This window comes from Streptomyces sp. NBC_00258 (genome assembly GCF_036182465.1).
GTDB lineage: Bacteria > Actinomycetota > Actinomycetes > Streptomycetales > Streptomycetaceae > Streptomyces.
This window is the reverse complement of record NZ_CP108081.1, coordinates 11,113,619-11,140,012: the sequence shown is the minus strand read 5'-3', so window position 1 is coordinate 11,140,012 and position 26,394 is coordinate 11,113,619. Positions and strand designations below refer to the sequence as shown.

At 72.1% G+C, this 26,394-nt stretch carries 12 protein-coding genes and 1 pseudogene; 7 read left to right on the top strand and 6 right to left on the bottom strand.

Annotated features, from left to right (window positions below):
- The first annotated feature begins 33 nt into the window (after positions 1 to 33).
- Complete coding sequence (locus OG718_RS49365; RefSeq protein WP_328847289.1) at positions 34 to 12,267, top strand: non-ribosomal peptide synthetase/type I polyketide synthase; 12,234 nt, start codon at positions 34 to 36, stop codon at positions 12,265 to 12,267.
- Positions 12,268 to 12,384: 117 nt separating this feature from the next.
- Here OG718_RS49365 and OG718_RS49360 read toward each other — a convergent pair whose 3' ends face one another.
- Positions 12,385 to 12,825, bottom strand: a complete 441-nt coding sequence (locus OG718_RS49360; protein WP_143642274.1) for a hypothetical protein — start codon at positions 12,823 to 12,825, stop codon at positions 12,385 to 12,387.
- Between the two features lie 182 nt (positions 12,826 to 13,007).
- On the opposite strand from OG718_RS49360, the gene OG718_RS49355 reads away from it, so the two are divergent.
- Positions 13,008 to 14,570, top strand: a complete 1,563-nt coding sequence (locus OG718_RS49355; protein WP_328847288.1) for a CYTH and CHAD domain-containing protein — start codon at positions 13,008 to 13,010, stop codon at positions 14,568 to 14,570.
- 194 nt (positions 14,571 to 14,764) lie between these two features.
- Here the strand turns inward: OG718_RS49355 and OG718_RS49350 are convergent, their stop codons facing one another.
- The gene (locus OG718_RS49350) at positions 14,765 to 15,280 is read right to left on the bottom strand and encodes a BBE domain-containing protein (protein WP_328847287.1); all 516 of its coding nucleotides are present in this window, start codon (positions 15,278 to 15,280) and stop codon (positions 14,765 to 14,767) included.
- Between the two features lie 224 nt (positions 15,281 to 15,504).
- Between OG718_RS49350 and OG718_RS49345 the strand changes: the two are divergent.
- A pseudogene (locus OG718_RS49345) lies at positions 15,505 to 15,975 on the top strand (MmyB family transcriptional regulator).
- Positions 15,976 to 15,980: 5 nt separating this feature from the next.
- Here the strand turns inward: OG718_RS49345 and OG718_RS49340 are convergent.
- Both OG718_RS49340 and OG718_RS49335 read right to left on the bottom strand, forming a co-directional pair.
- Entirely contained in the window at positions 15,981 to 16,655 is a 675-nt protein-coding gene (locus OG718_RS49340) for a response regulator transcription factor (protein ID WP_143642277.1), read from the bottom strand.
- On the bottom strand, positions 16,652 to 17,860 hold the full coding sequence (locus OG718_RS49335; protein WP_143642279.1) for a sensor histidine kinase: 1,209 nt from the start codon (positions 17,858 to 17,860) through the stop codon (positions 16,652 to 16,654). Before OG718_RS49335 ends, OG718_RS49340 begins: the two co-directional genes overlap by 4 nt.
- Positions 17,861 to 18,263: 403 nt before the next feature.
- On the opposite strand from OG718_RS49335, the gene OG718_RS49330 reads away from it, so the two are divergent.
- Together OG718_RS49330 and OG718_RS49325 are read left to right on the top strand one after the other, a co-directional pair.
- Positions 18,264 to 20,450, top strand: a complete 2,187-nt coding sequence (locus OG718_RS49330; RefSeq protein WP_328847286.1) for an MMPL family transporter — start codon at positions 18,264 to 18,266, stop codon at positions 20,448 to 20,450.
- Positions 20,451 to 20,568: 118 nt separating this feature from the next.
- Complete coding sequence (locus OG718_RS49325; protein WP_328847285.1) at positions 20,569 to 21,768, top strand: NAD(P)/FAD-dependent oxidoreductase; 1,200 nt, start codon at positions 20,569 to 20,571, stop codon at positions 21,766 to 21,768.
- On the opposite strand, the gene OG718_RS49320 is transcribed toward OG718_RS49325, so the two are convergent.
- The gene (locus tag OG718_RS49320) at positions 21,765 to 22,187 is read right to left on the bottom strand and encodes a MerR family transcriptional regulator (protein WP_143642285.1); all 423 of its coding nucleotides are present in this window, start codon (positions 22,185 to 22,187) and stop codon (positions 21,765 to 21,767) included. The two genes, OG718_RS49325 and OG718_RS49320, sit on opposite strands and share 4 nt — an antisense overlap.
- Before the next feature lie 417 nt (positions 22,188 to 22,604).
- Between OG718_RS49320 and OG718_RS49315 the strand changes: the two genes are divergently transcribed.
- Entirely contained in the window at positions 22,605 to 24,113 is a 1,509-nt protein-coding gene (locus tag OG718_RS49315) for a SulP family inorganic anion transporter (RefSeq protein ID WP_328847284.1), read from the top strand.
- Positions 24,114 to 24,249: 136 nt separating this feature from the next.
- Positions 24,250 to 25,251 carry an NAD-dependent epimerase/dehydratase family protein gene (locus OG718_RS49310; RefSeq protein WP_328847283.1) on the top strand — a complete coding sequence of 334 codons (1,002 nt, stop codon included), beginning with the start codon at positions 24,250 to 24,252 and terminating at the stop codon, positions 25,249 to 25,251.
- 28 nt (positions 25,252 to 25,279) lie between these two features.
- On the opposite strand, the gene OG718_RS49305 is transcribed toward OG718_RS49310, so the two are convergent.
- Entirely contained in the window at positions 25,280 to 26,392 is a 1,113-nt protein-coding gene (locus OG718_RS49305; RefSeq protein WP_328847282.1) for a sensor histidine kinase, read from the bottom strand.
- Positions 26,393 to 26,394 lie beyond the last annotated feature (2 nt).

Here is a 26,394-nt window from a genome sequence, read left to right as displayed (position 1 = left end):
GCTCAATCCACCCACGCACGAACGAACGGACCCATGAAGACTGCATCGCTGTTCGACGTACTGCTGGACGCAGCCCGCCAGGCCCCTGAGCAGGTCGTCGTACATGTCCGTGGGGACGGCAGCGAAGTGGCGGTCACGTTCCGGGAGTTGCTCGACGAGTCCCTGCGCGTCGCGGGCGGCTATCGCGGCGCGGGAGTCGAGCCCGGCACCTGCGTACCGCTGCTCGCGGAGCGCAGCGAGGACTTCCAGCCGATGTTCTGGGGCGCGCTGGCAGCCGGGCTGGTGCCGGTGCCGCTCGCGCCCGACGCGCGGCGGGTCGCCCCGGTGTGGGAGCACCTCGGCCGTCCGCCCGTCGTGGTGGACGCGGCCTGTGCGGGGGTGACTGCCGAACTGCCGTCCGGCGTAAGGATGTTGAGGCTGGAGACACTGCGGGAGTGTGCCGAACCGGTCGCGCCCGTCATGCCGGGTCCGGACGATCTGGCCTTCCTGCAGTTCTCCTCCGGAAGTACCGGGTCGCCCAAGGGTGTTGAGCTGACGCATGCGGCGGTCGTGGCGAACCTGCGTCAGATGGCCGCCGCCTCGGCGCTCAACGAGCAGGATGTCGTGGTCAGTTGGATGCCCTACTTCCACGACATGGGTCTCATCGGCACCCATCTGGCGCCGCTGGCCGTGCGGGCGAAGCAGGTGAAGATCGGTCCCCTGTCGTTCGCGAAGACGCCGCGCCTGTGGTTCGACGTGGCCGCCGCGCACCGGGCCACGGTTTTGTCGGCCGCCAACTTCGCGCTCGCCCTGGCCGTCCGCCGGGTCCCCGACGAGGTACTCGCCGCTGTGGACCTGAGCCCGGTACGGCTGATGCTGGTCGGGGCCGAACCGATCTCGGCGACGGTCTGGCGGGATTTCGCGGCCAAGATGCGGCCGACCGGACTGGACCCTCGCGCGGCCACGCCCGTCTACGGGCTCGCCGAGGCGACGCTGGCCGTCACCTTCCCGCCGCTCGGTGAAGTGGCGGCGCCCGTGGCGCTGGACCGGGCCGCTCTCAGCCGTGGCCGGGCGGTGGAACGTGAGCCTGGCGGCGACGCCGTGGAAGTGATGGATGTCGGCGTACCGGTGCCCGGCTGCGCTGTACGGATCACCGACGGGGCCGGCCGGCCGCTGGGTGACCGGCGGGTCGGTCACATCGAGGTCGGCGGCCCGCAGATCGCGCGCGGCTACCACCGCCTTCCCGAGACGACCGCGCAGACCTTCGCGGAGGGCTGGCTGCGCACCGGGGACCTCGGCTTCCTCCGGGACGGCCGGCTGTGTGTCAGCGGCCGCCACAAGGACGTCCTCTTCCTCAACGGCCGTACCTTCCACGCCCCGGACATGGAGGAGGTGGCGGCCGCGACGCCCGGGCTGCCCACGGGCATCACGGCTGTGGTCGGCTCGACCGACCCGGTGACCGGGAGCGAGCGCGTGGTGGTGTTCGTGTCCTGGAGCCGCCCGCCGCGCACCGCGACGGAGGTACTGGACCAGGTCGCTCGGCGGGTTCGTGGAGCCCTCGGCCACGACGACGTGCACGTCCTCGCTCTCCCGCCGTCTGCCTTCCCCCGCACCACCAGCGGCAAGCTGCAGCGGCAGCGGATGCGGGCCCGCTTCGAGGCGGGCTCGTACCGGCCTGCGGCCTCGTCCGGCCCGCTGCCCATCCCCTCTGCTCCCTCAACCACCATCTCGGCCGCCGTCCCGTCCACCGCCTCGGCTCCCGCCCTGTCGGGTTCAGCGGCGCCCGGGCCGCGGCAACCCGACGCCGTACGGCGATCGGCGCCGCCGCGTTCGCGCGCCGACGTGCGGCAGCTGGTGCGCGACGTCTGGACGCGAGTACTGGCGCGACCTGGGGCGTCCTTCACGGACCGGGACCGGTTCGCCGATCTGGGCGGTACCTCGCTCAAGGCCATGGAGGTGCTCGCCGAACTGGAACACGCCCTCGATGTCGCCCTGGCGCCGGCCGTGATGCGCGACGACACCGTCGCCGCGCTCACCGACCATCTGCTGGCGGCAGTTGACGACGACACGTCAGGCCGACGGTCTCCCGCCACCGGCCAGGGGACTCCGCCCGCCCCGGCTGTCGCGCCCGCGACGGCGATCGTCGCGATGGCCTGCCGGTTTCCCGGCGCGAGCACGCCGGAGGAGTTCTGGGACCTGTTGGCCGCCGGCCGGGACGCCGTCACCGCGGTGCCGCCCGGCCGCTGGGACGGCACGCCCTCGGCACAGGCGGGCGAGTCGTCTGCCTGGTCCGGCGGACGCTGGGGGTCCTTCCTCGACGACCCGGCCGCCTTCGACGCCGGGTACTTCGGTATCGGTGACGAGGAGGCCCGCACGCTCGACCCGCAGGCGCGGATCTTCCTCGAACTCGCCCACGAGGCACTGGAACGGGCGGGCTACGCCGGAGCCCGCCGCCGTGGCCTGCGCGTGGGCGTCTTCGCCGCCGTCGGAGACAGCGGCTACCGGCAGATCCTCGCCGATGCGACCCCTGCCGGTGCGCCTCCCGCGGCCACGGCCCTGACCGGGAACCTGCCCAACCTGGTCGCCGCCCGTGTCGCACACTGCCTCGACCTCGACGGGCCGGCGCTCGCCGTGGACACCGCGTGCTCGTCGGGTCTGGTGGCACTGCACCTGGCCCGGCGCAGCCTCGCGGACGGAGAGTGCGACATCGCCGTGGTCGGCGGCGTCAACCTCCATCTCACACCCGACGGGTACCAGGCACTCGAGTCCGCGCAGGCCCTGTCACCGACCGGCCGCAGCCGCGCCTTCAGCACCGCGGCCGACGGGTTCGTACCCGGTGAGGGCGGAGCTGCCCTCGTCCTGCGGCCACTTGAGGAAGCCGGCCGCGACAACGACGAGATCCTGGCCGTCGTACGCGGCACCGCCGTCAACAACGACGGCACCTCCCTGAGCCTGATGGCACCCAATCCGCAGCGGCAGCACGAGGCGATCGGCCGAGCGTACGAGATCTGCGGCGTCGATCCGCGGTCGGTGACGTACATCGAGGCCCACGGGACGGGCACGGCCGTCGGCGACCCGATCGAACTGCGGTCACTCGCGCAGGCCTTCCCTGCCGACCCGGACGGGCGGCCTCGGCTGCTCGGCTCGGTGAAGACGAACGTCGGACACCTGCTCAACTCGGCCGCCCTGCCCTCCCTGGTCAAGGTGGTGCTGGCCCTCGGACACGGCCGGCTGCCGGCCTCCCTGCACCACACATCACCCTCCCCCGCCGTCGAACGGTCCGGGTTCGCCCTGGTCACCGAGCTGACCGACTGGGAGTCGCACGGTCCGCTCAGGGCGGGCATCAACGCGTTCGGCTTCGGCGGCACGAACGCGCACGCGGTCCTGGAACAGGCACCGCCGGCCCCGGCTTCCGCCCCCGCGCCGCGCGCGGGAGGCGGTCCGCACCTGCTGACCCTTTCCGCGCGCGGTGCGGACGGTCTGGCCGCCTGGACGTCCCGTCTCGCGGGCCACCTGCGCGATCATCCGGAACTCGATGAAGGTGACGTCTGTCTGACGGCGGCCACGGCACGGGACGAGGGACCGCACCGCCTCGCCCTCGTGGCCGACGGGGACCTCCGGGAACGACTCGCCGAGGCGACCGCCGCGCGTGACGGCCGGCCGCCGGGAGTGGCCACCGGGACGGTGGCGAACCGGCCGCGGACCGTCTTCGTCTTCCCCGGCCAGGGCGCCCTGCGGCCGGGCCAGGGTCGTGCGCTGTACGCGACGGCACCGGTGTACCGCGGCACGCTCGACGAGGCCTCGGCCCTGGTCGGCGCCGTGCACGGGCGGCAGTTGACGTCCTGGTGCGTGGACGCGGAGGTGGATCCGCAGGCGCAGGCCGCCACCGAGGTGGCGCAGCCGCTGCTGGTCGCGCACGGGGTGGCCCTCGCCCGGCAGTTGATGGCTTGGGGCGTACGGCCCGACGCGCTCTTGGGACACAGCGTCGGCGAGCTCGCTGCCGCCTGTGTCGGCGGGGTGTTGTCGCTCGCCGACGCGGTGGGGTTCGCGGCGGAACGCGGGCGGCTCATGGGCACGTTGACCTCGCCGGGCTCGATGCTGGCCGTACGAGGAGCCGACGAACAGGACGTGGCGGCCCTGGTGGCCGCATCACCCGGCGAACTCGCGGTGGCCGCCTACAACGGTCCCGGTCGGCTGGTGATCTCCGGCAGTCCCGACGCCGTTGAGCAGGCGGCGGAGAAGCTCGCCGGGCTGGGGGCGGCGGTGCGCCCGCTGCGGGTGTCGCACGCCTTTCACTCACCGTTGATGGAGCCGGTCGCGCGGGCCCTGGCCGACGCGGCACGCACTCTGGACACCGGCGTTGCCGGCCTGCCCGTGATGAGCACGCTCACCGCCGGGTGGCAGCCGCGCATGGACCCGGACCACCTGCGCGAACACGCCCTGCGGCCGGTGCTGTTCGGCCGGGCCGTGGCACGGCTGCTCGACGAGGGCTACGACACGTTCGTCGAACTCGGGCCGGACGAGAACCTCGCGGGCCCGATCCGCGCGGCGGCAGCCCATCGCGGGGTCACCGGCACGGACGGCACTCGTGTGCTCGTCGTGTCCGCGCCCGGGGAGCGGGACCGAGCCGGGACGGCCGCCGAGGGCGGTACCCCGGGCGGGGCGCGGGAGTTGCTGGAGACTGTGGGACGCCTGTGGACGCGGGGCGTGACGCTGGACCGTACGGCGCTCGACGCGGGCCGTCGGCGTGTGACACTGCCGCCCTATCCCTACCAGCGGCGCCGGTACTGGCCCGACACCGCGGCGCATGGACTCCTGCATCGCGTCACTTGGCAGGCTGCGCCCCTGGCCGACGACGCTCCCGCCGGCCCTGTACTGGTGACCGGCCCGGACGCGACGGCCGTGCGCGAGCTCGCGGCACAACTCGCGGGTCGGGGCACGGAGGCGACCACGGACCCCGAAGTCGTTGCGGCGCAGACCGTGGTCCTGCTCGCCGGGTCGACCGGGCGCGGCATGGCCGCCGAGTTCGAGCGGATGCAGCGTCGTTGGGTCACGGCGTTCCAGGAGGCGCTCGCGCTGTTCGACCGGACCGGGGCTCGTCGTCTGCTGGTCGTGACCGAGGACGTGCACGTCACCGGACACGGCTCCGAGCGTCCGGACCCGGCACAGGCCGTGCTGGGCGCCCTCGCTCTGGCCGTGCCCGAGGAGTTCCCCGGAGCGGTGGCGAACTGGGTCGACCTCGCGTCCCTCGACGGCGCCGGGCAACGGCTCCGGGCCGTCCTCGCCGAGGTGGCGGCGCCGCAGGCGGCCGGAGTGGTCGCCTGGAGGGACGGGCAGCGGCTGGTACGGACCGTCGTCCCGCAGCCGGCCGAGACGCCCCACGGCGGGGAGCGGCTGCCCGCCGACGGGACCTTCCTGATCACGGGCGGCTGTGGAGGCATCGGTTCCGCTCTGGCCCGGGACCTCGCCGGCCGTGGCCGGCCGGTGGTCATCCTCACGGGCCGCTCTCCGCAGCCGCCCGAGGGTCTGGTGGAGGAACTCGCGGCGCTCGGCGCCGATGCCCGCTACCACCCGGCCGACCTCGCGGCGCAGGACGACGTCGACAAGCTCGTCGCCGAACTGCCCCGGCTGGACGGTGTCTTCCACGCGGCAGGAGTGGTGCGCCCCGGTAGCCTGCGCGCAACTGATGTACAGGATGCGGTGGATGCGCTTCGGGCGAAGACGCTCGGCACGACGCTGCTGTCGGAGGCACTGCACCGGCACGGGCAACGTCCCGCAGTGTGCGTCGCGTTCTCCTCCGTCTCTTCGGTGCTGCCCGGGCTGGCCGGGGCGCTGGGCGTCTACGCGGCGGCGAACGCCTTCCTGGACGCCTTCGCCGCCTCCGAGCGGCAGGCCGGACGACCGTGGCTGTCGGTGAACCTCGGGCCGTTCGCCGAGACGGGACTCGCCTCCTCTCTCGGCGCCGGTGTCCTCGCGCGTGCCGGAATCCGCCCGTTGGCGACCGCGCCCGCGCTGGCCGCGCTGCGTTCGGCCTGCGACACGGACGCGGCGCAACTGGTACTTGCCGATCCAGCGTCCGTGCCCGGACCGCCCCTCGCCGACTCGCCGAGGCGACCTGCGGAAATGCCGCAGCATCAGGCCGCGGCGGCAGCGGCTCGCCGACCCTCCGGCGCGGACGGGCCGACGTCCGTCTCCGGCGCCGCTGCCGTGCTCCGGGAACTACTTGCGCAGTCACTTGGCGTACCGGTGTCGGCCGTCGACGACGACGCACCGTTCCTGTCGCTCGGGCTGGACTCACTGGGCGCCGTCGACCTCGTCAAGCGGCTGGAGCGCAGGACGGGGCGCCCATGGCCCACCACGCTCTTCTTCGAGTACCGGACCGTGCGCGAGCTGGCCGCCCACCTCGACACGCAGGCCGTGGCCGGAGCCGACGCCGTCGAGCCGGGGCCGGACGCTCACCGTGGCCTGCTTCCGGCCGCGGTGGACGACGGCACCCCCTTCGCCCTCACCCCCGTACAACTGGCCCTGCACACCAGCAGCCGGCTGCACCCGGACGTCCCGGCCCGTGGTCATCTGCGCCTGACGATCCGCGGCCCGCTGGACACCCACGTCCTCAGCCGGGCGTTGACAGCTCTGGCCGAACGGCACGGCATGCTGCGGCTGCGTATCGACGACGCGGGCGCCACGCCGCTCCAGCGACTGGCGCCGACGACGCCCCTGCAGACCTGGTACGAGGTGCGCGAGGGGACCGGCCAGAGCCTGGCCGACGTCGAATCGGCCCTCTGCAACCGGCGTTTCGACCTTGCCGTCGAACCGCCGGTGCGGGCTGTCGTACTCCGTCAGGAACCGAGCCTGGCGCACCTGCTGCTGGTGGTCCATCACGCGGCGGCGGACGGGTACAGCCTCAACGTCCTGGCCGAAGACCTGTGGGCCCTGTACACCTCGCTGTGGCGCGGAGAACGACCCCAACTGATCCCGCCAGCGCTGGACTTCGCGACGTACGCGGCAGCGCGCGTCCACTCCCCCGGTTCCAACAACCCGGACGCCACCCGGCGTTACTGGGCGGAGCGCCTGGCCGGACGGGGCGAACCGCTGCGGCTGCCGTACGACGGTGATCCCGACGCGCCCCCGTCGGGCCCGCTCGTGCAACACCACGGCGCACTCGACGCGGCCCTCACCACCGGCCTGGAACGGCTGGCCGCCGCGCATGACGTATCGCTGTTCCACCTGCTGCTCGCCGCGTACGTGCGCTGTCTGGTGCGGTGGACGGGCCGCCGGGACATGGCCGTGAACGTGGCCCGGGCCGGGCGCGACGACCGGTTCGAGGGGGTGGACCGGCTCGTCGGCCCACTCGCCGACACGCTTCCTCTGCTGTGCGAGGCGGACCTGGAGGAGCCGCTCGTGGCTCTGGCGGAGCGGCTGCGCCGGGCATGGCTGGAGAGCGAGCGGCACGCCGACCTGAGCAGTCTTGACCTGGCCGGGCTGTTGTCCGGTGCCGACGGCGGCCCTCGCACGGCGAGCCCGGCGGGCTTCAGTTTCGCCCGCTTCCCGGCCCGCCCGGCGGCGGACTGCCCGGTGGAAGTGCGGGCGACCGCGGCCGGCACCGGCTCGGCCGCGACCCGGCTGAGCCTGCTGTGCTGGGCGGACGGCCCTGTGCTGCGCATGTCGTGGAACTTTCCGCTCCCGCTCTTCGAGCGGCGGACCGTGGCGCGTCTGGACCGGGAGTACCGGGAGGAACTGGCCGCTCTGTGTGCGCTCCCCGCACCGCCTGCGACTGCCCTTGCGCCTGCTGAGGTCGCCTCCCCTGATTCCGGCGTGACGTCCGCGTCGCTCGCCGGATCGGACGGCGGTCCAAGCCTGGTCGACCGCCTGCTCGACCGGTTCCGTGCCACGCCCACGGCGACCGCGGTCGACTCCGGCGCGGCGACGCTCACCTACGCGGCCCTCGACCGCGCATCGGACCGGCTCGCCGCGCGCCTGCGGGCCCTCGGCGTGCGTCCGGGCTCCCTGGTCGGACTCCTCACCGAGCCGGGCCCGGACACCGTGATCGGCGTGGTCGGCATCCTGCGGGCCGGTGCCGGCTGGGTTCCGCTGGATGCGGGCCATCCCACGGCACGGATGGCGGATCAGCTGGCCCGCACGGGTGCCACCACCGTGGTGTGCCATGCCTCGACCCTGTCAACCGCCAACGCCCTCGGCGGAGTTCGGGCCGTGGCCGTCGACGACCTGCCGAGCGCGCCGGTCGCAGAGGCCGTCGTCCCCGTGTCCACGGCGGAGGCCGAGGCGATCGCGTACGTCATCTTCACCTCCGGATCCACCGGGCGCCCCAAGGCGGTCCCCATCACTCACCGGGCGATGGAGAACTACCTCGACTGGGCCGTCGCCACCTTCGGCTACGGCGCCCAGGACCGCCTGGCCCAGACTGCGTCGCCGTGCTTCGACGCCTCCGTACGCCAGTTGCTCGCACCTCTCCTGGTCGGCGCCACCGTGGTGACCGTGCCGCAGGACCTGCGACGCGACCCCGAACTGCTGCTCGCGTACGTGGAGCGGGCGCGGATCACCGTATGGAGCTCCGTACCGACGCTGTGGGAGCAACTGCTGTCGGCGGCCGAGGAGCAGGTGCGACGCGGGGCCGGGCGACCGGACCTGTCGGCACTGCGATGGGTGCACGTCGGAGGTGAGGCACTGCCTGCCGCGCACGTCCGCCGGTGGTTCGACCTGTTCGGAACCGGCACACGGATCGCCAACCTGTACGGGCCCACAGAGGCGACGATCAACGCCACCTGCCACGTCATCGACGTCCGTCCCGACGACGACGTACAACTTCTGCCGATCGGACGGGCCGTCGCCGGTACCGATCTGGAGGTGGTCCGCCCCGACGGCACGCCGTGCGGGCGGGACGAGTTCGGCGAACTGCTCATCGCGGGAGTCGGGTTGACCCCCGGTTATCTGGGCGAGCCGGACCTGACGACCCGTGCGTTCGCCGTACGTGACGGTCGCCGCTGGTATCGCAGCGGGGACCGGGTACGCCGCGGCGAGGGCGGCACCCTGGAGTTCCTGGGCCGAGTCGACGACCAGGTGAAGATCCGTGGGAACCGGGTGGAGCCGGGAGAGGTCGAGGCGGCCCTCCAGACACACCCCGGCATTGCACGGGCCGCTGTGACCGCGCGCGAAGGGCGGCTGCTGGCGTTCGTGACCGTCCGGCCCGGTTCCGGCCGACCGGCCACGCGTGACGTGCGCCGACACCTCTCGGACGTCGTGCCGCCGTTCATGGTCCCGGCGCGCATCACGGTCGTTGACGCGCTGCCGCTGACCGGGACCGGCAAGGTCGACCGCCGTGCTCTGTCCGACCGGGCATCTGCCCCCGCGGACCGTGCGGGCAGGGTGGCGAGGGACGCTGGGGCGGCACAGGAGCAGACCTCCACGGCACGGTTGTCGTCCCTGCCCACGCCGTCCGCGTCCCTGTCCGCGTCGACCACCGCGCTGTCGACGACCGCCGACCGCGGTACTCCCCCGGCGACGCCGACCGAACGGCGGCTGGCGGCGATCTGGTCCGAACTGCTGGAGGCCGGCCCGGTCTGCCGGGAGGACGACTTCTTCGACCTCGGCGGAGACTCGATGCTCGTCCTCCAGGTGTTCGCCCGGCTCGGGGACCAGGAAGGGCCGTTGCCCAGGCCGACCGCGGTCTACCGCCACCGCACTCTCGCCGCGCTCGCCGCCGCGGTGGATGCGGCAGTGGTCGCGGGCGAGGGGCAACCGTGCCGGACGGAGACAGCCACCGCCGCGGGCTCCCGCTCGGCGGGAGCGGACCACATGGCTCCCTTCCCTCTCACGCCGGGCCAGCGCGGATTCCTCCTGGCCGAGGAGCTCTCACCTGGCGGTGGTGCCTGGCTGGCGCGGCTACGGCTGACCGGCCCACTGGACCAGGAGGTCTTCCAGACCGCGGTGGACCTGCTGGTGGAACGCCACGCGATGCTGCGCACCGTCTTCCCATCCGGCGCCCGGCCGCCCGTCCAGCAGGAACTGCCGCGCTCACTGCGGCTGCCGGTCGTCTTCGAGACACTCCGCGACCGCGGAGATGTCGACGAGCGGGCTGCGGCCGAGGCAGGCCGGCGCTTCGAGCCGTGGACCTGGCCCCTGCTGCGGCTGCGCGTGCTCACCCTGGCTCCGCACGAGCACGTCCTCCTCGTCCACGCGCACCACCTCATCGGCGACGGGTACAGCGCCGCGCTGCTCATGCAGGAACTGACGGACGCGTACGACCGGCTGGTCGTCGGCCACACAGCCGAACCGTCCTCCCCACCGCGTGCCACCTTCCGTGACCACTGCCTGCTGTTGGCCGAGACGGTCATCGAAGCCGCATCCGAATCCCGAGCGGGGTCCGGCTCAGCGCCGGGCGCCGCGCAACGCCGGGCCCGGCTGGGTGCCCCCTACCGGCCCCCGGTGCTGCGCGCCCTCAACGACGACACGGGCAGCGGCAGCAGTACGCCGACGGACGGCGCCACCCCCGCGTTCCATTCGGCGGAGTTCGTGCTCGACGCGAGCCGGACGGCAGCGCTGCGGGTGCTCGCGGCAGAGGCGGGGGCGACCCTGTACGCGCCGCTGCTGACCGCCTACTACCAGCAGTTGGCGGAGGTCACCGGCCAAGCGGACCTGATCCTCGGGCTGGCGGTGAGCGGGCGGGACCGTCCGCTGCCTGATGTGCACCGGATCTTCGGCCCGTTCGCCGCCGCGGTACCGATGCGGCCGGACGGCACAACCGGCCAGGGGCCGGGAGAAGGTCCCTTCGGTGATGCCCTGCGCCGGATCGTGACCGAGGCGGAGGAGGCACGGACCCACGAGGACGTACTCCCTCGCCACGCCAACGGGCTGCCGCTGACGTCGCAGTTCTTCTTCACCTTCCTGGACTTCTCCGCGCTGGCCGCCCCCAACGGCGGCACGCTGACGGTGTCGTGGGAGGACGCGGACAGCGCGTTCGCCCCGCCGTCGACGGCGACGGACGTGTTCATGGCGGTACGGCCGGACGGAGACGGGCTGCGCGTGACGCTCCGTGGATCCGCGAATGCCTTCTCGCCGCCCGCACTGGACGGCTTCGCGCAGTCGATCCGCGCCCGGCTCACCCGGGCATCAAGCCCCGGCCTCGCGGTTCGACGGCAGCGGGCTCGGGAGACGATGGACGCGGCACTGGTCGGATACCTGCCGGCCCCCGACCATCTGGCGCGGCTGGCGGGCCTGCCCGACGGGGCGCTGCCACGCGCCGAACTGCGCACGATGCTGTTCCCCGACGGCGCGCCGCGCCTCCTGGAGACGGTGGAGACGCCCCTGGGCCGCTCGGGCTTCGTATGCGTGCCGCTCTTCGCCGACGAGCTCGGCCGGGATCCCGGTCTCGTCCGGCACGCCGGCCACGCGGTGTCCCTGGCTTCCTCGCTCGGCGCCCGCTGCGTCTCGCTGGCGGGGATGATCCCGTCGCTGACCGGTTACGGCTTCGACGTGCTGTCCTCCGTCGAGGGGGCAGCGGCCGTGACGACGGGCCACGCGGCGACCGTTGTGTCGGTGGTCAAGACGGTGCGGGCGGCCCTCGACGCCACCGGCCAGAACCTCGCGGACCTCGACGTCGCGTTCGTGGGGCTGGGTTCGATCGGCTCCTCCTCGCTGGAACTGCTCCTCGCACAGGCCCCCCGTCCACCACGTCGGCTCCTGCTGTGCGACGTACGGGGCAGCGCACCGCGACTGGAGGAGCTGGCCCGGAACCTGCGTGAGCGGGGGCTGGCCGGCGAGGTCGAGGTGGTGGAGTCCCGGCAGGGACTGCCGGACGCGGTGTACGGGACCGATCTGCTGGTGACGGCGATCAGCGGCAGCGCCGCGGTCCTGGAGGTGGACCGGCTGAGGCCGGGCACCACCGTGATCGACGACTCCTTCCCCCACTGCTTCGACACCGCCCGAGCACTCGCCCGGATGCGGGACCGGCAGGACGTACTGGTTCTGGGCGGCGGACTGCTCCACATCGGCCGCACCCACCGTGAGCCCGCCGAGGGCCTGCCTGCCACGGCAGCGGCCGGCTACCTCGCCCAGCCCTGGATCGAGGGCACCCTCGCGTCCTGCCGTACGGAGTCCCTGTTGCACGCCTCGTTGCCCGAACTGCCGCTGGTGCACGGCTTGGTGGACCGGGAGGTGGCCCACGCCTACGCCCGGGCCGTGGAACAGGCCGGAGTGACGGCGGCCCCGCTCCACCTGCTCGGGCACGTCATCAGTTCGGACGTGGCGGTTGGTCTGCCGAGGAAACGCTGACCGGTGGCGTGCACGATGGCCAAACGGCCGGGCCCGCGAGAGCGGGAAGCTCTCGCGGGCCCGGCCGAGGGGCGCCCAGGTGTCGCTCTGCTGTTCAGATCGGTGGCGTCCCGCTGTTCAGAGACGGCCGCCGCTGAGGCGGGAGAGCGGGCCACGCCGACGCAGACCGGCACGGCGGCCCAGCGTGTAGGAGCAGAGGACCACGGTGGCGGTCCCCGCTCCGGCGACGACCGCCACAACCTTCCTGGCCTTCAGGAGGGTCCAGGCCATGCCGGCCTTTCCGACCGTCTGCTGGGCGGCCGAGGAGACGGTGCCCTGCACTGTCCTGGCCGCTTCCCTGGCCTTCTCCGACGCCGCTCCGCCGAGACTCACCACGGCTTCCTTGCTGCCGTGGCCGACGGCGGCGGCCGCTTCTCCGGCGCTCTCCGCCGCCTGGGCGGCAGCCCGCTGCGACTCCTTCGCCGGCGCCGCGGCGCCTTTGGTCACGGTGTTCTTCGCCGCTCGCGCGCTCGCGGGCGGCGTCTGTCCGTTCGTCGTCTTGTCGCTTGCTCCAGCCATGTGCGCCGGGTAACCAGCCTCACGTTCGGCAAACGGAGACCCTCATCGCGCAAGCTGATCGCATCGGGCGGCGGCTCCCGCCCACCGTCGTCGAGTCCGTCGATGCGGGCGATCCCCCACAGAAATGCGAACTCACGTCCACGGCGGTGTTTCGCCCGGCGGATCGCGCCTACCGGTACTACATGGTCCAGTCGATGCGCGAGACAGAACGCAAGTACGCCGTCCCTTCGTCCTCCGACACCTCCTGGCTGTCCGATGCCTCCTGGCTGTCCCAGTTGGAGCGTGTGGAAGGTGTCGCGGCGGTCGTCGACCGGGGACCCGAGGAGTTGGACGCGGTCTACTACGACACCGCCGACCTTCGCCTGTCCGGTTCTTCCGCCACGCTGCGCTGCAGGACCGGCGGCTCCGACGCCGGGTGGCATCTCAAACTGCCGTTGCCGGGCGACAGTCGGGAGGAGATCCAGGCTGCTCTGACCGACACCGTCCCGGACACCATGCTCGACCTGACCGTCTCCCGCACGCGCGGAGCAAGGCTGACCCCGGTGGTTCGCATTCGCTCGACCCGCGAGGTGCGGCATCTTGTCGACGCCGAGGGCACTCTCCGTGCCGCGCTGAACTTCGACACGGTTCGAGCGGAGTCCCTGCGTGCGGAGGGCAGGCGTGCCGCGTGGAACGAGGTGGAAGTGGAGCTGGCCGAGGGCGCCGATCCCGCGCTGCTGGACGCCGTGGACAAGAAACTGCGGAAGAACGGCATCGCTCGCGCGCAGTCCCCGTCGAAGCTGGCCCGGGCCCTCGACGAGACGACGACCGCCGCCTCGGCCGATCGCGTTGACCGGTCCGGCGACCTGGACCTGAACCCGGGCTCGGCCGGCGAGCAGGTCCTCACATACGTGCGCGAACAGATCCGTATACTCACGGCCCTCGATCCGGCCGTACGACGCGACCGGCCCGACTCGGTGCACAAGATGCGCGTCGCCTGCCGCCGTCTGCGCAGTTGTCTGCGCTCCTACCGGTCCGTCCTGGACCGCGAGGTCACGGACGCGATCCGGGCCGAGCTGAAGTGGCTGGCCGGTGAGTTGGGCGCCGAGCGCGATCAGGAAGTTCTGATGGAGCGCCTCACCCACGGCGTCGACGTCCTGCCCGAGAAGCTCGTTCTCGGCCCCGTCGTGGCGCGGCTCCAGACATGGAACGTCGTCCGTGGCACCGAGTCCCACCAGCGCTCTCTCGATGCCCTGGGCTCGCGCCGCTACCTGACCCTGCTCGACTCCCTCGCCACACTGGTGGAGCGGCCTCCGCTGCGTGCCAAGGCCGGCAAGGCGGCCGGCAAGGTCGTGGCCAGGGCTGTCCTCAAGGAGTACGACCGCCTGGCCGAGCGCATGACGCACGCTCTGGACCTGTCGCCCGGTCCCAAGCGCGACGTGGCGCTGCACGAGGCCCGCAAGGCGGCGAAGAAGGTGCGCTACGCGACCGAGGTGGCCCGCCCTGCCCTCGGGAAACCGGCCAAGCGTCTGGGCAGGCGCGTCAAGGCGGTCCAGAAGGTCCTCGGTGATCATCAGGACAGCGTGGTCGCCCGGGGCACGATCAGGGATCTGGCCGTGGCGGCCCAGACGGCGGGCGAGGCCGGCTTCACCTGGGGTCTGCTCTACGGCACGGAGCAGGCCGGAGCGAACGCCAGGGAACAGGAGGTGCCCGCGGTGTGGGAGCGCGCCTCGGCCCCCGCGCTGCGCAAGCGCCTCCGTCGTTGACGGATGCGGACACCCTGCTCGCCGTGCGCGACCGAGCCTTGGCGGCTTGGCCGCGCACAGTCGCGCGCCCCGAATCGGCCAGGCCGAGCCCGTGACCGTGGCGTACGGGATCCTTCCAGCCGAACCAAAGACATGGCCGTCATGCCTCTCCACGGCCACAGCCGGTGTCCGGACAGGGGCGTGGAGGTGCGAGATCAGCGTCGCGGGCCCTCGCTGCCGGCCGGAGCAGCGATGTCCTCGGGGGCGATGTTCTTGTTGTGGCGGAGCAGGTTGTGCGGGTCCCAGGTGGTCTTGACCGTGCGCAGCCGCTGGTGCTTGGCCTCGCTGCCGTGCACGCCGCGGCGCCATGCCTCGCCCAGGTCGTCGGTGAGGTTGGTGTAGCCGTTGGTCAGCGAATGGGGCCGCATCACCTCGCTGACGGTCGTCGCCCACTGCTCGTACTGGGTGTCGTGGTCGGGCACGTCCCACATGTTGACGGCCTCCCACAGCCAGGCGGCGCCCTCGCGGGAGAATGCCGTGGCGTCCTCGGCGACGTCCTCGGAGATCGCGCCGCCCATGCACCAGAGGTTGAAGGAGGTGGCGGCACCGGGGTGCGACGGAGCGGTTACGGCCTGGCGCAACAGAATGTCGATGACGTCGGTGGACAGGGCAGGTAGGTAGCCACCACGCAGGTTCATGCGCTGGCCGTACGGCGCTACGGCGTCGAGCATGCTGTTCGCCCGCAGCCACGGCATCCTGGCGACCAGGTTGACCAGCGGCCGGCCGAGTGCGACGAGCGGCTCGATGACCTCATCCGCTGTTGCGAGGTCCCCGGTGTAGACGGGGACGAGGACCAGGACCGGCCTGCCGTGTGCCTCCGGCGGCAGTATCGGCAGCGCGGGGGCGGCGGGTCCTGGACCGTCTGAACGACTCCCCGGCCCTGGTGCTGACCGACATGGCCGACACCCTCGCGATGAACCCGCTCGCCACCGCGCTGCTCGGCGACCAGACGCTCCACACCGGACTGGCCCGCAGTGCCTACTACCGCTGATTCATGGACCCCGCCGAACGCCTGGTGTACCCCGAGGGGGACCACCCACGCCACGGCCGTGCCCAGGCCGCCCGTCTGCGGGTCGCGCTGACATCCGGCAGCGACATCCCCAGAGCCGCTCGGATAGTCGCCGAACTCCAGGAACACAGCCCTGAGTTCGTCCGCCTGTGGGAGTTGCAGGAAGTCGCCCAGCGCTACGACGAGAGCAAGACGATCGTCCATCCCGAACTCGGCCGCATCGATGTCGACGGCCAGGTCCTGTTCACCGACAACCGCGCACAGACCTTGGTCGTACTGACCACACGCCCCGGCACGGAGAGCCACGGCAAACTCGAACTGCTCTCCGTCATAGGGCACCAGCAGCTCACCTCCTGACGCCGTCAGTGGCCGACGTCGTGGTCGCCCGCTTCCACGAGGCCGCTCTCGTAGGCGAAGATCACGATCTGGATCCGGTCGCGCAGCCCGAGTTTGGTGAGGATGCTCGACACATGTGATTTGACCGTGGCGGCGCCGATGGACAGTTGCCCGGCGATCTCCGCGTTGCTCGCGCCCCGGGCGACGGCGGTCATGATCTCGCCCTCTCGGCCGGTGAGCCGTTCCAGGCGTGCCGCGGCGACGGTGTTGACGCGGCGCTGCGTGAACCGGTCGATGAAGCGCCGGGTGATCGAGGGGGCCAGCAGTGTCCCGCCCTCGGCCACGGTGCGTACGGCGGTGGCCAGTTGTTCGGGGGGAATGTCCTTGAGCACGAAGGCACTGGCGCCGGAGCGCAGCGCCTCGTAGACGTACTCGTCCGGGTCGAAGGTGGTCAGGATCAGCACCCGGGTTTCCCAGTCGGCCTCCTGAAGGATCCGGGAGGTCGCTTCGAGGCCGTCCATCTCGGGCATGCGGATGTCCATGAGGATCACGTCCGGGCGATGCCGGCGTACGGCCTCGATCGCCTCGATACCGGTCCCCGCCTCGGCCACGACCTCGATGTCGTGGTGGACCCGGAGAATCATGGCGAAGCCGCGGCGTACGAGCGCCTGGTCGTCGGCGACGACGACACTGATGCTCACGTGGGCTCCCCCTTGGTGGGCAGATGGGCGGTGAGCCGGAAGCCGCCGCCGGGGCGCGGCTGGGCGTCGAGGCTTCCACCGAGCAGGAGGGCTCGTTCCCGCATGCCGACGATGCCGTGGCCGGGCAGGCCCTCGTGCGCGGCGGACACCGACCGGACGGCGGTACCGCGGCCGTCGTCGAGGACTTCGATGGTGATTCCGTCGCCTTCGGCGCGCAGGTGCACCTCGGTGCGGGTCTGCGGTCCGCTGTGCTTGAGCACGTTGGTCAGTGCCTCCTGGACGATGCGGTACGCCGAGAGATCCACCCGGGCCGGGAGGGGATCTTGGATGCCGCCTGCGACCGAGACGTCCAGACCAGCCTCCCGGACCTCGGCCACCAGGCGGGGCAGGTCGGCCAGGCCCGGCTGAGGACCAAGGCCGTCGCGTTCGGTGTTCGGCCGCAACACTCCCAGCAGGTGTCGCAGTTCGTCCAGCGCCTGGCGTCCCGCTTCCTCCACCGCCGCCATCGCTTCCAGGGCGCCCTGCGGATCCTCGGCGGCCACCATCCGGGCCGCACCGGCCTGCACCGTCATCATGCTCACCCGGTGGGCGACCACGTCGTGCAGTTCACGGGCGATGTGGGTGCGTTCCTCGGCCACGATCCGCCGTGCCTCGGCGGCCTGTTCCTGGCGGAGCCGGGCAGCCCGCCCCGCGCGAAGCCGGAGGCGCCGGCCGAGGTACCAGGCCCCGAACATGAAGACGTAGCCGAAGCCGATGTCCTCCCAGGGCGTGGAGAGGAGGGCGCCGTCGATCGTGAGCGCGACGACGGCCGCGCCGACACCGAGAGGGCCCCACCGGTTGTCGTCGTCGTGCCGCCCGACGCTGTAGAGCGCGACGATCACGACCCCGCCCAGCACGGAGTAGCTGCTTCCCAGCGTCGGGAGCCACGCGACGAGTGCCACGCACAGGACCGCGACCGGCCTGCCCCGACGCAGGTAGAGCGCGGCGCCGGCCAGGGTGATGAGCAGGAGGGCGGGCTGGAGCACGCTGGTGACAGGGCGGATGACGAGGGAATCGCCCGGACCCTCCTCCAGGAGCGCGGTCAGCAGGAACACGACGGTCGCGAGTACGGCGTCCGCGCCCCGCGGCCAGCGCGTGAACGGGCCGCGGAACCTGCCCGGCGCCCTGCGGCCCGGTGTCTCGGCATGCGGAGCCGTACGGATCATCGTCGCTCCATCAAGAGGCGGCCGGTGCCTTGGCCGAGAAGCGTCCGGTGCCCTGGCGCAGGGCACCGCGACGCGCCGGGCAAGCCATCGTAATTCCAGCTCCGAGGCACCGTCACCCGCCTGCGGGCGGATGCGGTCCTCCGCCCCCGGGCGGAGACGTGGGCCCGTACTCCCCGTCGTGCGTGGGGGCGCCCAACCCCCCTGACGGCGGGAGACGGCACCGGCGTCGGCGCCCACGATGGAACCGCTCGAACCTCCTGCCGCCGCGCACCGACCGGTGCCACCCGGACGGCAACCGTCCCGCACAAGCCCAGCCGACCGGTGCCACCGGTCGGCAGCCATCCCGCAAGAGCCCAGCCGACCGGTGCCGCCGGTCGGCTGCCGTCTCCCAGGAGCCGCAGCCATGAACCGACTCACGCGCCGTATCGGCGACGCGAGCGCCCGCCGACCGTGGGTGACCATCGCCGCCTGGGTGGCCGCCCTGGCGCTCGTACTGCCCCTCGCCGGCCTGGTCGGCGGCTCGTTCGTCGACGACCTCGTCGCTCCCGGCAGCCAGAGCGAGAAGGCGATGGAACTGCTCGAAGAGCGCTTCCCCGAAGCGTCCGGCGGCAGCGCCGTCGCCGTCTTCGCCGTGCCGGAAGGGGAACGGATCGATCGCCACCGGCCTGCCGTCGAAGCGGCCGTCGACCGCATCGCCGACGTGGCACACGTCGCCACGGTCACCGATCCCTTCACCACGGGCACCATCTCGCCCGACGGACGGATCGCCTTCGTCCAAGTCGCCTTCGACGTACCGCCGATGGAGGTGCGTCCCGAGCAGATCGATGCCCTGGGCGACGCGATCGAACCCGTACGCGGCGACGGCGTCGTCGCCGAACTGGGGGGCGACGCCGTCTTCATCAACGCCGAGACGCCGACGTCGGGCGCGGAGGCGGCGGGCCTGCTGACGGCCCTGGTCATCCTGGTGGTGGCGTTCGGCACGATCGTGGTCGCGCTGGTCCCGATCGCGCTCGCCCTGGTCGCCGTGGCCGCCGGCCTGGGCAGCATCGTACTGCTGGCCCATGCGACGGACGTGTCCACGGCCGCGCCCACGATCGGCGCGATGATCGGCTTGGGCGTGGGTATCGACTACGCCCTGTTCATCGTGGCGCGCTGCCGCGAGAACCGCGCGGCCGGCCAGGACAACTCCACCGCTCTGTCGAACGCCATGAGTTCGTCCGGCGCGGCGGTGCTGTTCGCCGGCGGCACCGTGGTCGTGGCGATGAGCGCGCTGGCGCTGACCGGCCTGGGCTTTCTGACCTCGATCGGCCTGAGTACGTCGCTGATCGTGCTGTTCGCCGTGGCGACCGCCCTGACGTTGCTGCCCGCCCTGCTCTCCCTGATGGGCGACCGCATCCACAAGGGGCGGCGGCTCCGGGGCCTGCGTACGCGCCGCAGCAAGAAGCCCGAGGACCCCGAGAAGACGGCATGGTGGCGGTTCGCGCACCGCGTCTCCGGTCGGCCGTGGCCGTACCTGCTGGCCGGGTCCGCGGTGCTGCTGGCGCTGGCGATCCCGGCGCTGCGCATGGAGACGGGTTTCCCCGACGCGGGCAACGACGCGACCGGCACCACGCACCGCCGCGCCTACGACTTGTTGGCGGAGGGCTTCGGTCCCGGTTTCAACGCCCCGCTGCTCATCGTCGCCGATCTGCGCAGCGCCGGTGTGGACGCCGAGGGCATCCCCGAGTTGTCCCGGCGTATCGCCGACGTCCCCGGCATCGCGTCGCTCGGCGAGCCCAGGGTCTCCGCGGCGGGCGACACGGTCGTGCTGCCAACACTTCCCACCACCGCCCCCGCGGACGCCGCGACCTCCGACACCCTCGAACGCGTCCGCGACATCGTCCCCGACAATGTCGCCGTGGCGGGCCTGACCGCCATGACCGACGATCTCACCCGTCAACTCGCCGACACCCTGCCGGTGTTCATCGCCGCGATCATCGTGGTGTCGTTCCTGCTGCTGATGCTGGTGTTCCGCTCCGTCGCGGTACCCCTGAAGGCCGCCGTGATGAATCTGCTGTCCATCGGCGGCGCCTACGGCGTCGTGGTGGCCGTCTTCCAATGGGGCTGGCTGGGAGGGCTGTTCAACCTCCACGAGACGATGCTGATCGCCTCACCCCTGCCGACGATCTTCTTCGCGGTCCTCTTCGGCCTGTCCATGGACTACGAGGTGTTCCTGCTCTCGCGCGTCCGCGAGGAGTACGACGCCACGGGTGATCCCACCGAGTCGGTGGCACGCGGCATGGCGGTCACGGGCCGAGTGATCACCTCCGCCGCGCTGATCATGACGGTGGTCTTCCTCAGCTTCGTCGCCAACCCCTCGCCACTCGTCAAGATGATGGGACTGGGGCTGGCCACGGCCATCGTGCTCGACGCCACGATCGTCCGCATGGTTCTGGTGCCCGCGGCCATGGCGCTGCTGGGGCGCGCCGCATGGTGGCTGCCCCGCCCACTCGACCGGCGGCTGCCCCGTGTCGCCGTGGAGAGCGTGGCGAGCGCCGACGTCCCGCCTCCGCCCGAGCCCACGCCGGCCCCCACTGCCCGGATCAGCTGAAGTCCCGGCACGTACGCGTCACGCTCCATGCCTGCGAAGTGGTCTGCCTCATAGCCTGTCACAAGGGTCAGTCGGGCGGCGTCTTGATGCCGAACCCACTGCGGATGAGGGAGACACCATGGCTGAGAACACTGAGGTGGTCGTGATCGGCGGCGGATACGCCGGCGTCATGGCGGCCAATCGTCTGACGCAGCGCGACGACGTGACAGTGACTCTGATCAACCCGCGCCCGATCTTCGTTCATCGGATCCGCCTGCACCAAGTGGTGGGCGGGTCCCACGACGTGGTCGTCGACTACCGAGAGGTCCTGGCCGAGGGCGTCGAGCTGGTGGTCGACACCGTGGCACGGATCGACGCGGCCGAGCGCAGCGTGGCGTTGGCGGCGGGCGGCGCGGTTGGCTACGACTATCTGATCTACGCGGTGGGCAGCGGCAGCGCCGACCCGGGTGTGCCCGGAGCGGCCGAGTTCGCCTACCCGATCGCCGGCCTGGAGGAGGCGCAGCGGCTGCGGTCGGTCCTCGACGCCGCGCCCGCAACGGCCGCGGTGACGGTGGTCGGAGCCGGCATGCTCGGCATCGAGGTCGCCGCCGAACTGGCGGAGGCGGGCCGCACCGTGACCCTGGTGTGCGGCGAAGAACTCGGGCCCTATCTGCACCCCCGTGTTCGGCGCTCGATCGCCAAGCAGCTGGCCAGACTCGGTGTGACCGTACTCGAAGGCCCCGACGCGAAGGTGACGGCTGTGGCGCGCGATGCCGTGCAGCTCGGTGACGGTCATGAGCTGCCGAGCAAGGTGACCGTCTGGACCGCCGGATTCGGTGTGCCGGACCTGGCCGTGCGCAGCGGGTTGAGCACCGACGCCCTGGGCCGCCTGCTCACCGACGAGACGTTGACGAGCGTGGACGACGTACGCATCGTCGCGGCCGGGGACTCGGCGGCACCGTCGGACCTGCCGTTGCGGATGAGCTGCCAGGCCGCGGGCCCGCTGGGCGCCCACGCCGCCGACACGGTGCTCAGCCGGATCGCGGGTGAGCAACCAGCGTCCATCGACGTGGGGTTCTTCGGCCTGTGCGTCAGCCTTGGGCGTCACGCCGCCACCGTGCAGCTCGCCTCCAAGGACGACACCGCGAACAGGTTCTCCATCGGTGGCCGCATTGCCGTGAAGATCAAGGAGAGCAGTTACAAGGGCTTGCTCAAACACCTGGCGGACGAGGCGCGCAAGCCCGGTTCGCACACATGGCCCTTCAAGGACGGCAAGCGCCGGCAACTGCTGCAGGCCGAGCGCGGTGAGGCACCGGCCACCGCTGAACGGGCAGCCTAGCCAGGCATTCGTGGCCGGTCCGGTCCACTCCGCGCCAGACGCTCCCCCAGTGTGGCCGCGAACTCCTCCGCCCTGGCCAGTTGGGTGCGCAGATCCTCAACTCGCTTGTGTGCCGCCTGCTCGAAGCCTCGAATCCGGTGCAGCAGTTCCTCGCGTTCGTCGGGCGGCAGTTCCTCGCCGGAGTCGAGGCGGTCGGTGGCGTCGAGCAGGGCACGCATCTCGTCGAGGGTGAAGCCGAGCGGCTTCATGCGCCGGATGACCATCAGGCGGGCGACGTCGGCATCGGTGTAGAGGCGGAACCCGCCCTGGGAGCGGGCGGAGGGGATGACGAGGCCGGTCTCCTCGTAGTGCCGGATGGTGCGCAGCGACAGCTCGGTCCGTGCCGCGACCTCGCCGATCTGCATGTGCTCGCTGCTCACGCGGGGTGCCTTCCTCGTCTTCCACTGCGGCCGCAGGCAGCCGACGCCGATCTCTACTCTAACGTTAGGGTAGAGTTGCGCCGGTGTCGGGGCGGTCGCCTGCCGTGCCCGTTCCCATGGCGCGGGATGCCGTCCCGTGACCGTCAGCCGTGTCGGGGCCGACGAAGCCCCCGGCGAAGACCGTTGTCCGCAGGAGAGAGCGTACGCATGTCCGTGATGCCCGGCGCCGCTCCCTGCCCACCGTGATCCTTCGACCGCAGGCAGCGCCCGATTTCCGCGCCGGTCACGTCGCCGCTGCCCTCTGACCTCGGTCCGCGCCGCTCGCGGATCTCGTGGAGGACCGCCCCGATTCTCCACGCCTACTCGCGCGCCCGCCGTGATGCCGGGTGTGCCCGAGCACGACAGGTTCCTCTCCTCTTGTCCTCCCCCGCACTGCCCCAGGCCGCCCGGCCGCATGGCTCCCGACGTCCGTCATGGCTGTCCGATCCGAAGGTGCTGCGCACCGAGGTGCTGGCCGGTCTCGTGGTCGCCCTGGCACTGATCCCGGAGGCGATCTCGTTCTCGATCATCGCCGGGGTCGAGCCGGCGATCGGCCTGTTCGCCTCGTTCACGATGGCAGTGACCATCTCGATCGTCGGCGGCCGACCGGCCATGATCTCCGCCGCCACCGGTGCCGTGGCCCTGGTCATCGCCCCGCTCAACCGTGAACACGGCTTCGGCTACCTGGTAGCGGCCGTCGTCCTCGCCGGTGTCTTCCAGATCGTCCTCGGCGCGCTCGGGGTGGCCAGGCTGATGCGGTTCGTGCCGCGCAGCGTGATGGTCGGCTTCGTCAACTCCCTCGCCATCCTCATCTTCCTGGCGCAGGTGCCGGAGATGACGAGCGTGCCCTGGCCGGTCTATCCGCTGATCGCCGCCGGGCTGGCGCTGATGGTGTTCTTCCCGAAGGTCACCACGGTGATCCCGGCGCCGCTGGTCTCCATCGTCATCCTCACGGTCATCACGCTCGCGGCCGGGATCGCGGTGCCGACCGTGGGCGACAAGGGCGACCTGCCGTCCGCGCTGCCGGTGCCCGGGCTGCCTGACGTGCCGTTCACCCTGGACACCCTCACCACCGTCGCTCCGTACGCGCTCGCGATGGCCCTGGTCGGTCTGATGGAGTCGCTGATGACCGCGAAGCTGGTCGACGACATCACCGACACCCACTCCTCCAAGACCCGCGAGTCCATCGGGCAGGGCGTCGCCAACATCGTGACCGGCTTCTTCGGCGGCATGGGCGGCTGCGCCATGATCGGCCAGACGATGATCAACGTACGGGTCTCCGGCGCCCGCACCCGCCTGTCGACGTTCCTTGCCGGCGCCTTCCTGATGGTGCTGTGCATCGTCTTCGGACCGGTCGTCTCCGACATCCCCATGGCGGCGCTCGTCGCGGTGATGGTCATGGTGTCGTTCGCGACCTTCGACTGGCACTCCATCGCCCCGAAGACACTCAGGCGGATGCCGGCCGGGGAGATCACCGTCATGGTGGTCACCGTCGCCTGCGTCGTCGCCACCCACAACCTCGCCATCGGCGTCGTCGCCGGCTCCGTCACCGCGATGGTCATCTTCGCCAAGCGCGTCGCCCACGTCGCCGAGGTCACCGCCGTCACCGACCCCGACCACGCCACCGTCGTCTACCGGGTCACGGGCGAGCTGTTCTTCGCCTCCTCCAACGACCTCGTCGGCCGGTTCGACTACGCAGGCGACCCCGGCAAGGTCGTCATCGACCTGACCGCCGCCCATATCTGGGACGCCTCCTCCGTCGCCGCCCTGGACGCCATCGAGACCAAGTACTCCCAGCGCGGCAAGTCCGTCGAGATCATCGGGCTGAACGAGCCCAGCGCCCACCTCCACACGACGCTCAGCGGCGAACTCTCCGGCAGCCACTGACTCCCGAGCAGCCGGGGCTCGCCCCCCTCGCACGACGTGAACGCGGTCGCCCACGGACAGCGCATCGTCTTACGGACTCGTGACGTGGTGCGCGCGGCCCGGGGGTGAGACCGGTGTGCCGCCCTACCGTGGGCGCATGCGAGTACTGGTCACCGGCGGTGCCGGGTTCATCGGGTCCCATGTCGTCGAGGCGCTCCGGGCGCGCGGGCACGAGCCCGTCGTGTTCGACGTGCGTGATGATCCTGGCGCGGACGTCCGGGACCCGGAGGCGGTTGCCCGTGCCCTGGCCGGTGTGGACGCCGTGTGCCATCAGGCGGCGATGGTCGGGCTGGGTACCGGGTTCGCCGACGCGGCGGAGTACGTCTCCCGAAACGACCTGGGCACCGCCGTCCTGCTCACGGCCATGGCCGGACAGGGCGTCCGGCGCCTGGTGCTGGCCGGCTCGATGGTGGTCTACGGCGAGGGCAGGTACACGTGCCGGCGGCACGGGGTGGTACGTCCCGGGCCCCGGGACGTCACCGACCTGGCGGCCGGGCGCTTCGAGCCGCGGTGCCCGGTGTGTGGGCAGGAGTTGTCACCGGGACTGGTCGGCGAGGACGCGCCGATGGACCCCCGCAACGTGTACGCCACCACCAAGCTCGCCCAGGAACATCTGGCCGCCGCATGGGCGCGCTCGACGGACGGCTCGGCGGTGTCGTTGCGCTACCACAACGTGTACGGGCCCCGGATGCCCCGGGACACGCCGTACGCCGGAGTCGCCTCCTTCTTCCGTTCGGCGCTCGCCCGCGGTGAGGCCCCGCGTGTGTACGAGGACGGCCGGCAGCGGCGGGACTTCGTGCACGTACGGGACGTGGCGGCGGCCAATGCGACGGCGCTGGAGGCGGATTCGGCCGTAGGAGCGCTCACCGCTTACAACACCGGCAGCGGTGAGCCGCACACGGTCGGCGAGATGGCGAGGGCGCTGGCGGCGGCGGACGGCGGGCCCGAGCCGGTCGTGACCGGCGAGTACCGGCTGGGCGACGTGCGGCACATCACGGCGGACTCGTCCCGGCTGCGCGCGGAGCTGGGATGGAAGCCGGAGGTCGGCTTCGCGGAGGGCGTGCGGGAGTTCGCGCGGGCCGGGATGCGTGGCGCGTAGCCTCCTTGGACCGGTGGTGCTGCCCGCCTCAGGAAGCGGCCGCGGGCAGCACCACCTCGAAGCGGCAGCCGCCGGGAATGTTGCGCACGGTGGCCCGGCCCTGATGGGCCTCCACGATGCCGCGGACGATGGCCAGGCCCAGGCCGGCCCCGGCAGGTGGGGTACGGGCGTGGGTGCCGCGCCAGCCGGTGTCGAAGACGCGGGGCAGGTCCTCCTCGGGGATGCCGCCGCAGCCGTCCGTCACGGACAACACCACGCCGTCGGGCAGGCGTTCGGCGGCCACCATGACGGTGCCGTCCGCGGGGGTGCGCCGGATCGCGTTGACCAGGAGGTTGCCCAGCACACGGCTCATCTCCTTGCCGTCCACCTCCACCGGCAGGGGCTCGACGCGGTCCCCGACGAGGCGCACCCCGTGTTCGCGGGCCAGCGGATACACCCCGGCGAGGGCATCGCCGACCAGGTCGTAGACGGACATACGGGAGGGCGACAGAGCCAGGCTGCCGGCGTGGATGCGGGAGAGTTCGAAGAGGTCGCCGACCATGTCGTTGAGGCGTTCGACCTCCGTGCGGATCTGCTTCAGATAGCGGTCCGGGTCGGCGGCGACACCGTCCTCCAGCGCCTCGGCCATCGCGCGCAGGCCCGCGAGCGGGGTGCGCAGATCGTGCGAGATCCAGGCGACGAGTTCACGACGCGAGGCTTCCAGGGCACGCTCGCGCTGCCTGGATTCGGCGAGCTTCGCGCTGGTGGCCTGCAACTCGCGGCTGAGCGCGGCGAGTTCGGCGGTGGCCGCACCGTGGGGTGCCGTGAAGTCACCGTCGTCACCGAAGGAGCGGGCGGCAAGGGCGAGTTCATGGCTGCGGGCGACCACCCAGCGGCCCAGCAGCAGGGCGGCGGCCAGGGAGACGACGGCCGCCATCGCGACCACCGTCGTCACCACGGACAGGTCGTGTGCGGACAGGAACATCGCCTGCGCCACGGCCAGGGTGCCCGCGAGCATCGCGGTCACGGCGACGGCGGCCACCACGGTGAGGGAGGTGGTCAGTGAGCGGCGGCGCAGCATCCACAGCGCTCCCGCGCCGAGCAGCCCGGCCGCAGCGGCGCCGAGGAAGGCGTACAGAGCGATGAGCAGGGTGGCGAGCATGA

Excerpts from the sequence above, each read along its gene's own strand:
- OG718_RS49365 (WP_328847289.1), top strand. The coding sequence starts at position 34 with ATGAAGACTGCATCGCTGTTCGACGTACTGCTGGACGCAGCCCGCCAG.
- OG718_RS49360 (WP_143642274.1), bottom strand. The coding sequence starts at position 12,825 with ATGGCTGGAGCAAGCGACAAGACGACGAACGGACAGACGCCGCCCGCG.
- OG718_RS49355 (WP_328847288.1), top strand. The coding sequence starts at position 13,008 with ATGGTCCAGTCGATGCGCGAGACAGAACGCAAGTACGCCGTCCCTTCG.
- OG718_RS49350 (WP_328847287.1), bottom strand. The coding sequence starts at position 15,280 with ATGCTCGACGCCGTAGCGCCGTACGGCCAGCGCATGAACCTGCGTGGT.
- OG718_RS49335 (WP_143642279.1), bottom strand. The coding sequence starts at position 17,860 with ATGATCCGTACGGCTCCGCATGCCGAGACACCGGGCCGCAGGGCGCCG.
- OG718_RS49330 (WP_328847286.1), top strand. The coding sequence starts at position 18,264 with ATGAACCGACTCACGCGCCGTATCGGCGACGCGAGCGCCCGCCGACCG.
- OG718_RS49325 (WP_328847285.1), top strand. The coding sequence starts at position 20,569 with ATGGCTGAGAACACTGAGGTGGTCGTGATCGGCGGCGGATACGCCGGC.
- OG718_RS49310 (WP_328847283.1), top strand. The coding sequence starts at position 24,250 with ATGCGAGTACTGGTCACCGGCGGTGCCGGGTTCATCGGGTCCCATGTC.
- OG718_RS49305 (WP_328847282.1), bottom strand. The coding sequence starts at position 26,392 with ATGCTCGCCACCCTGCTCATCGCTCTGTACGCCTTCCTCGGCGCCGCT.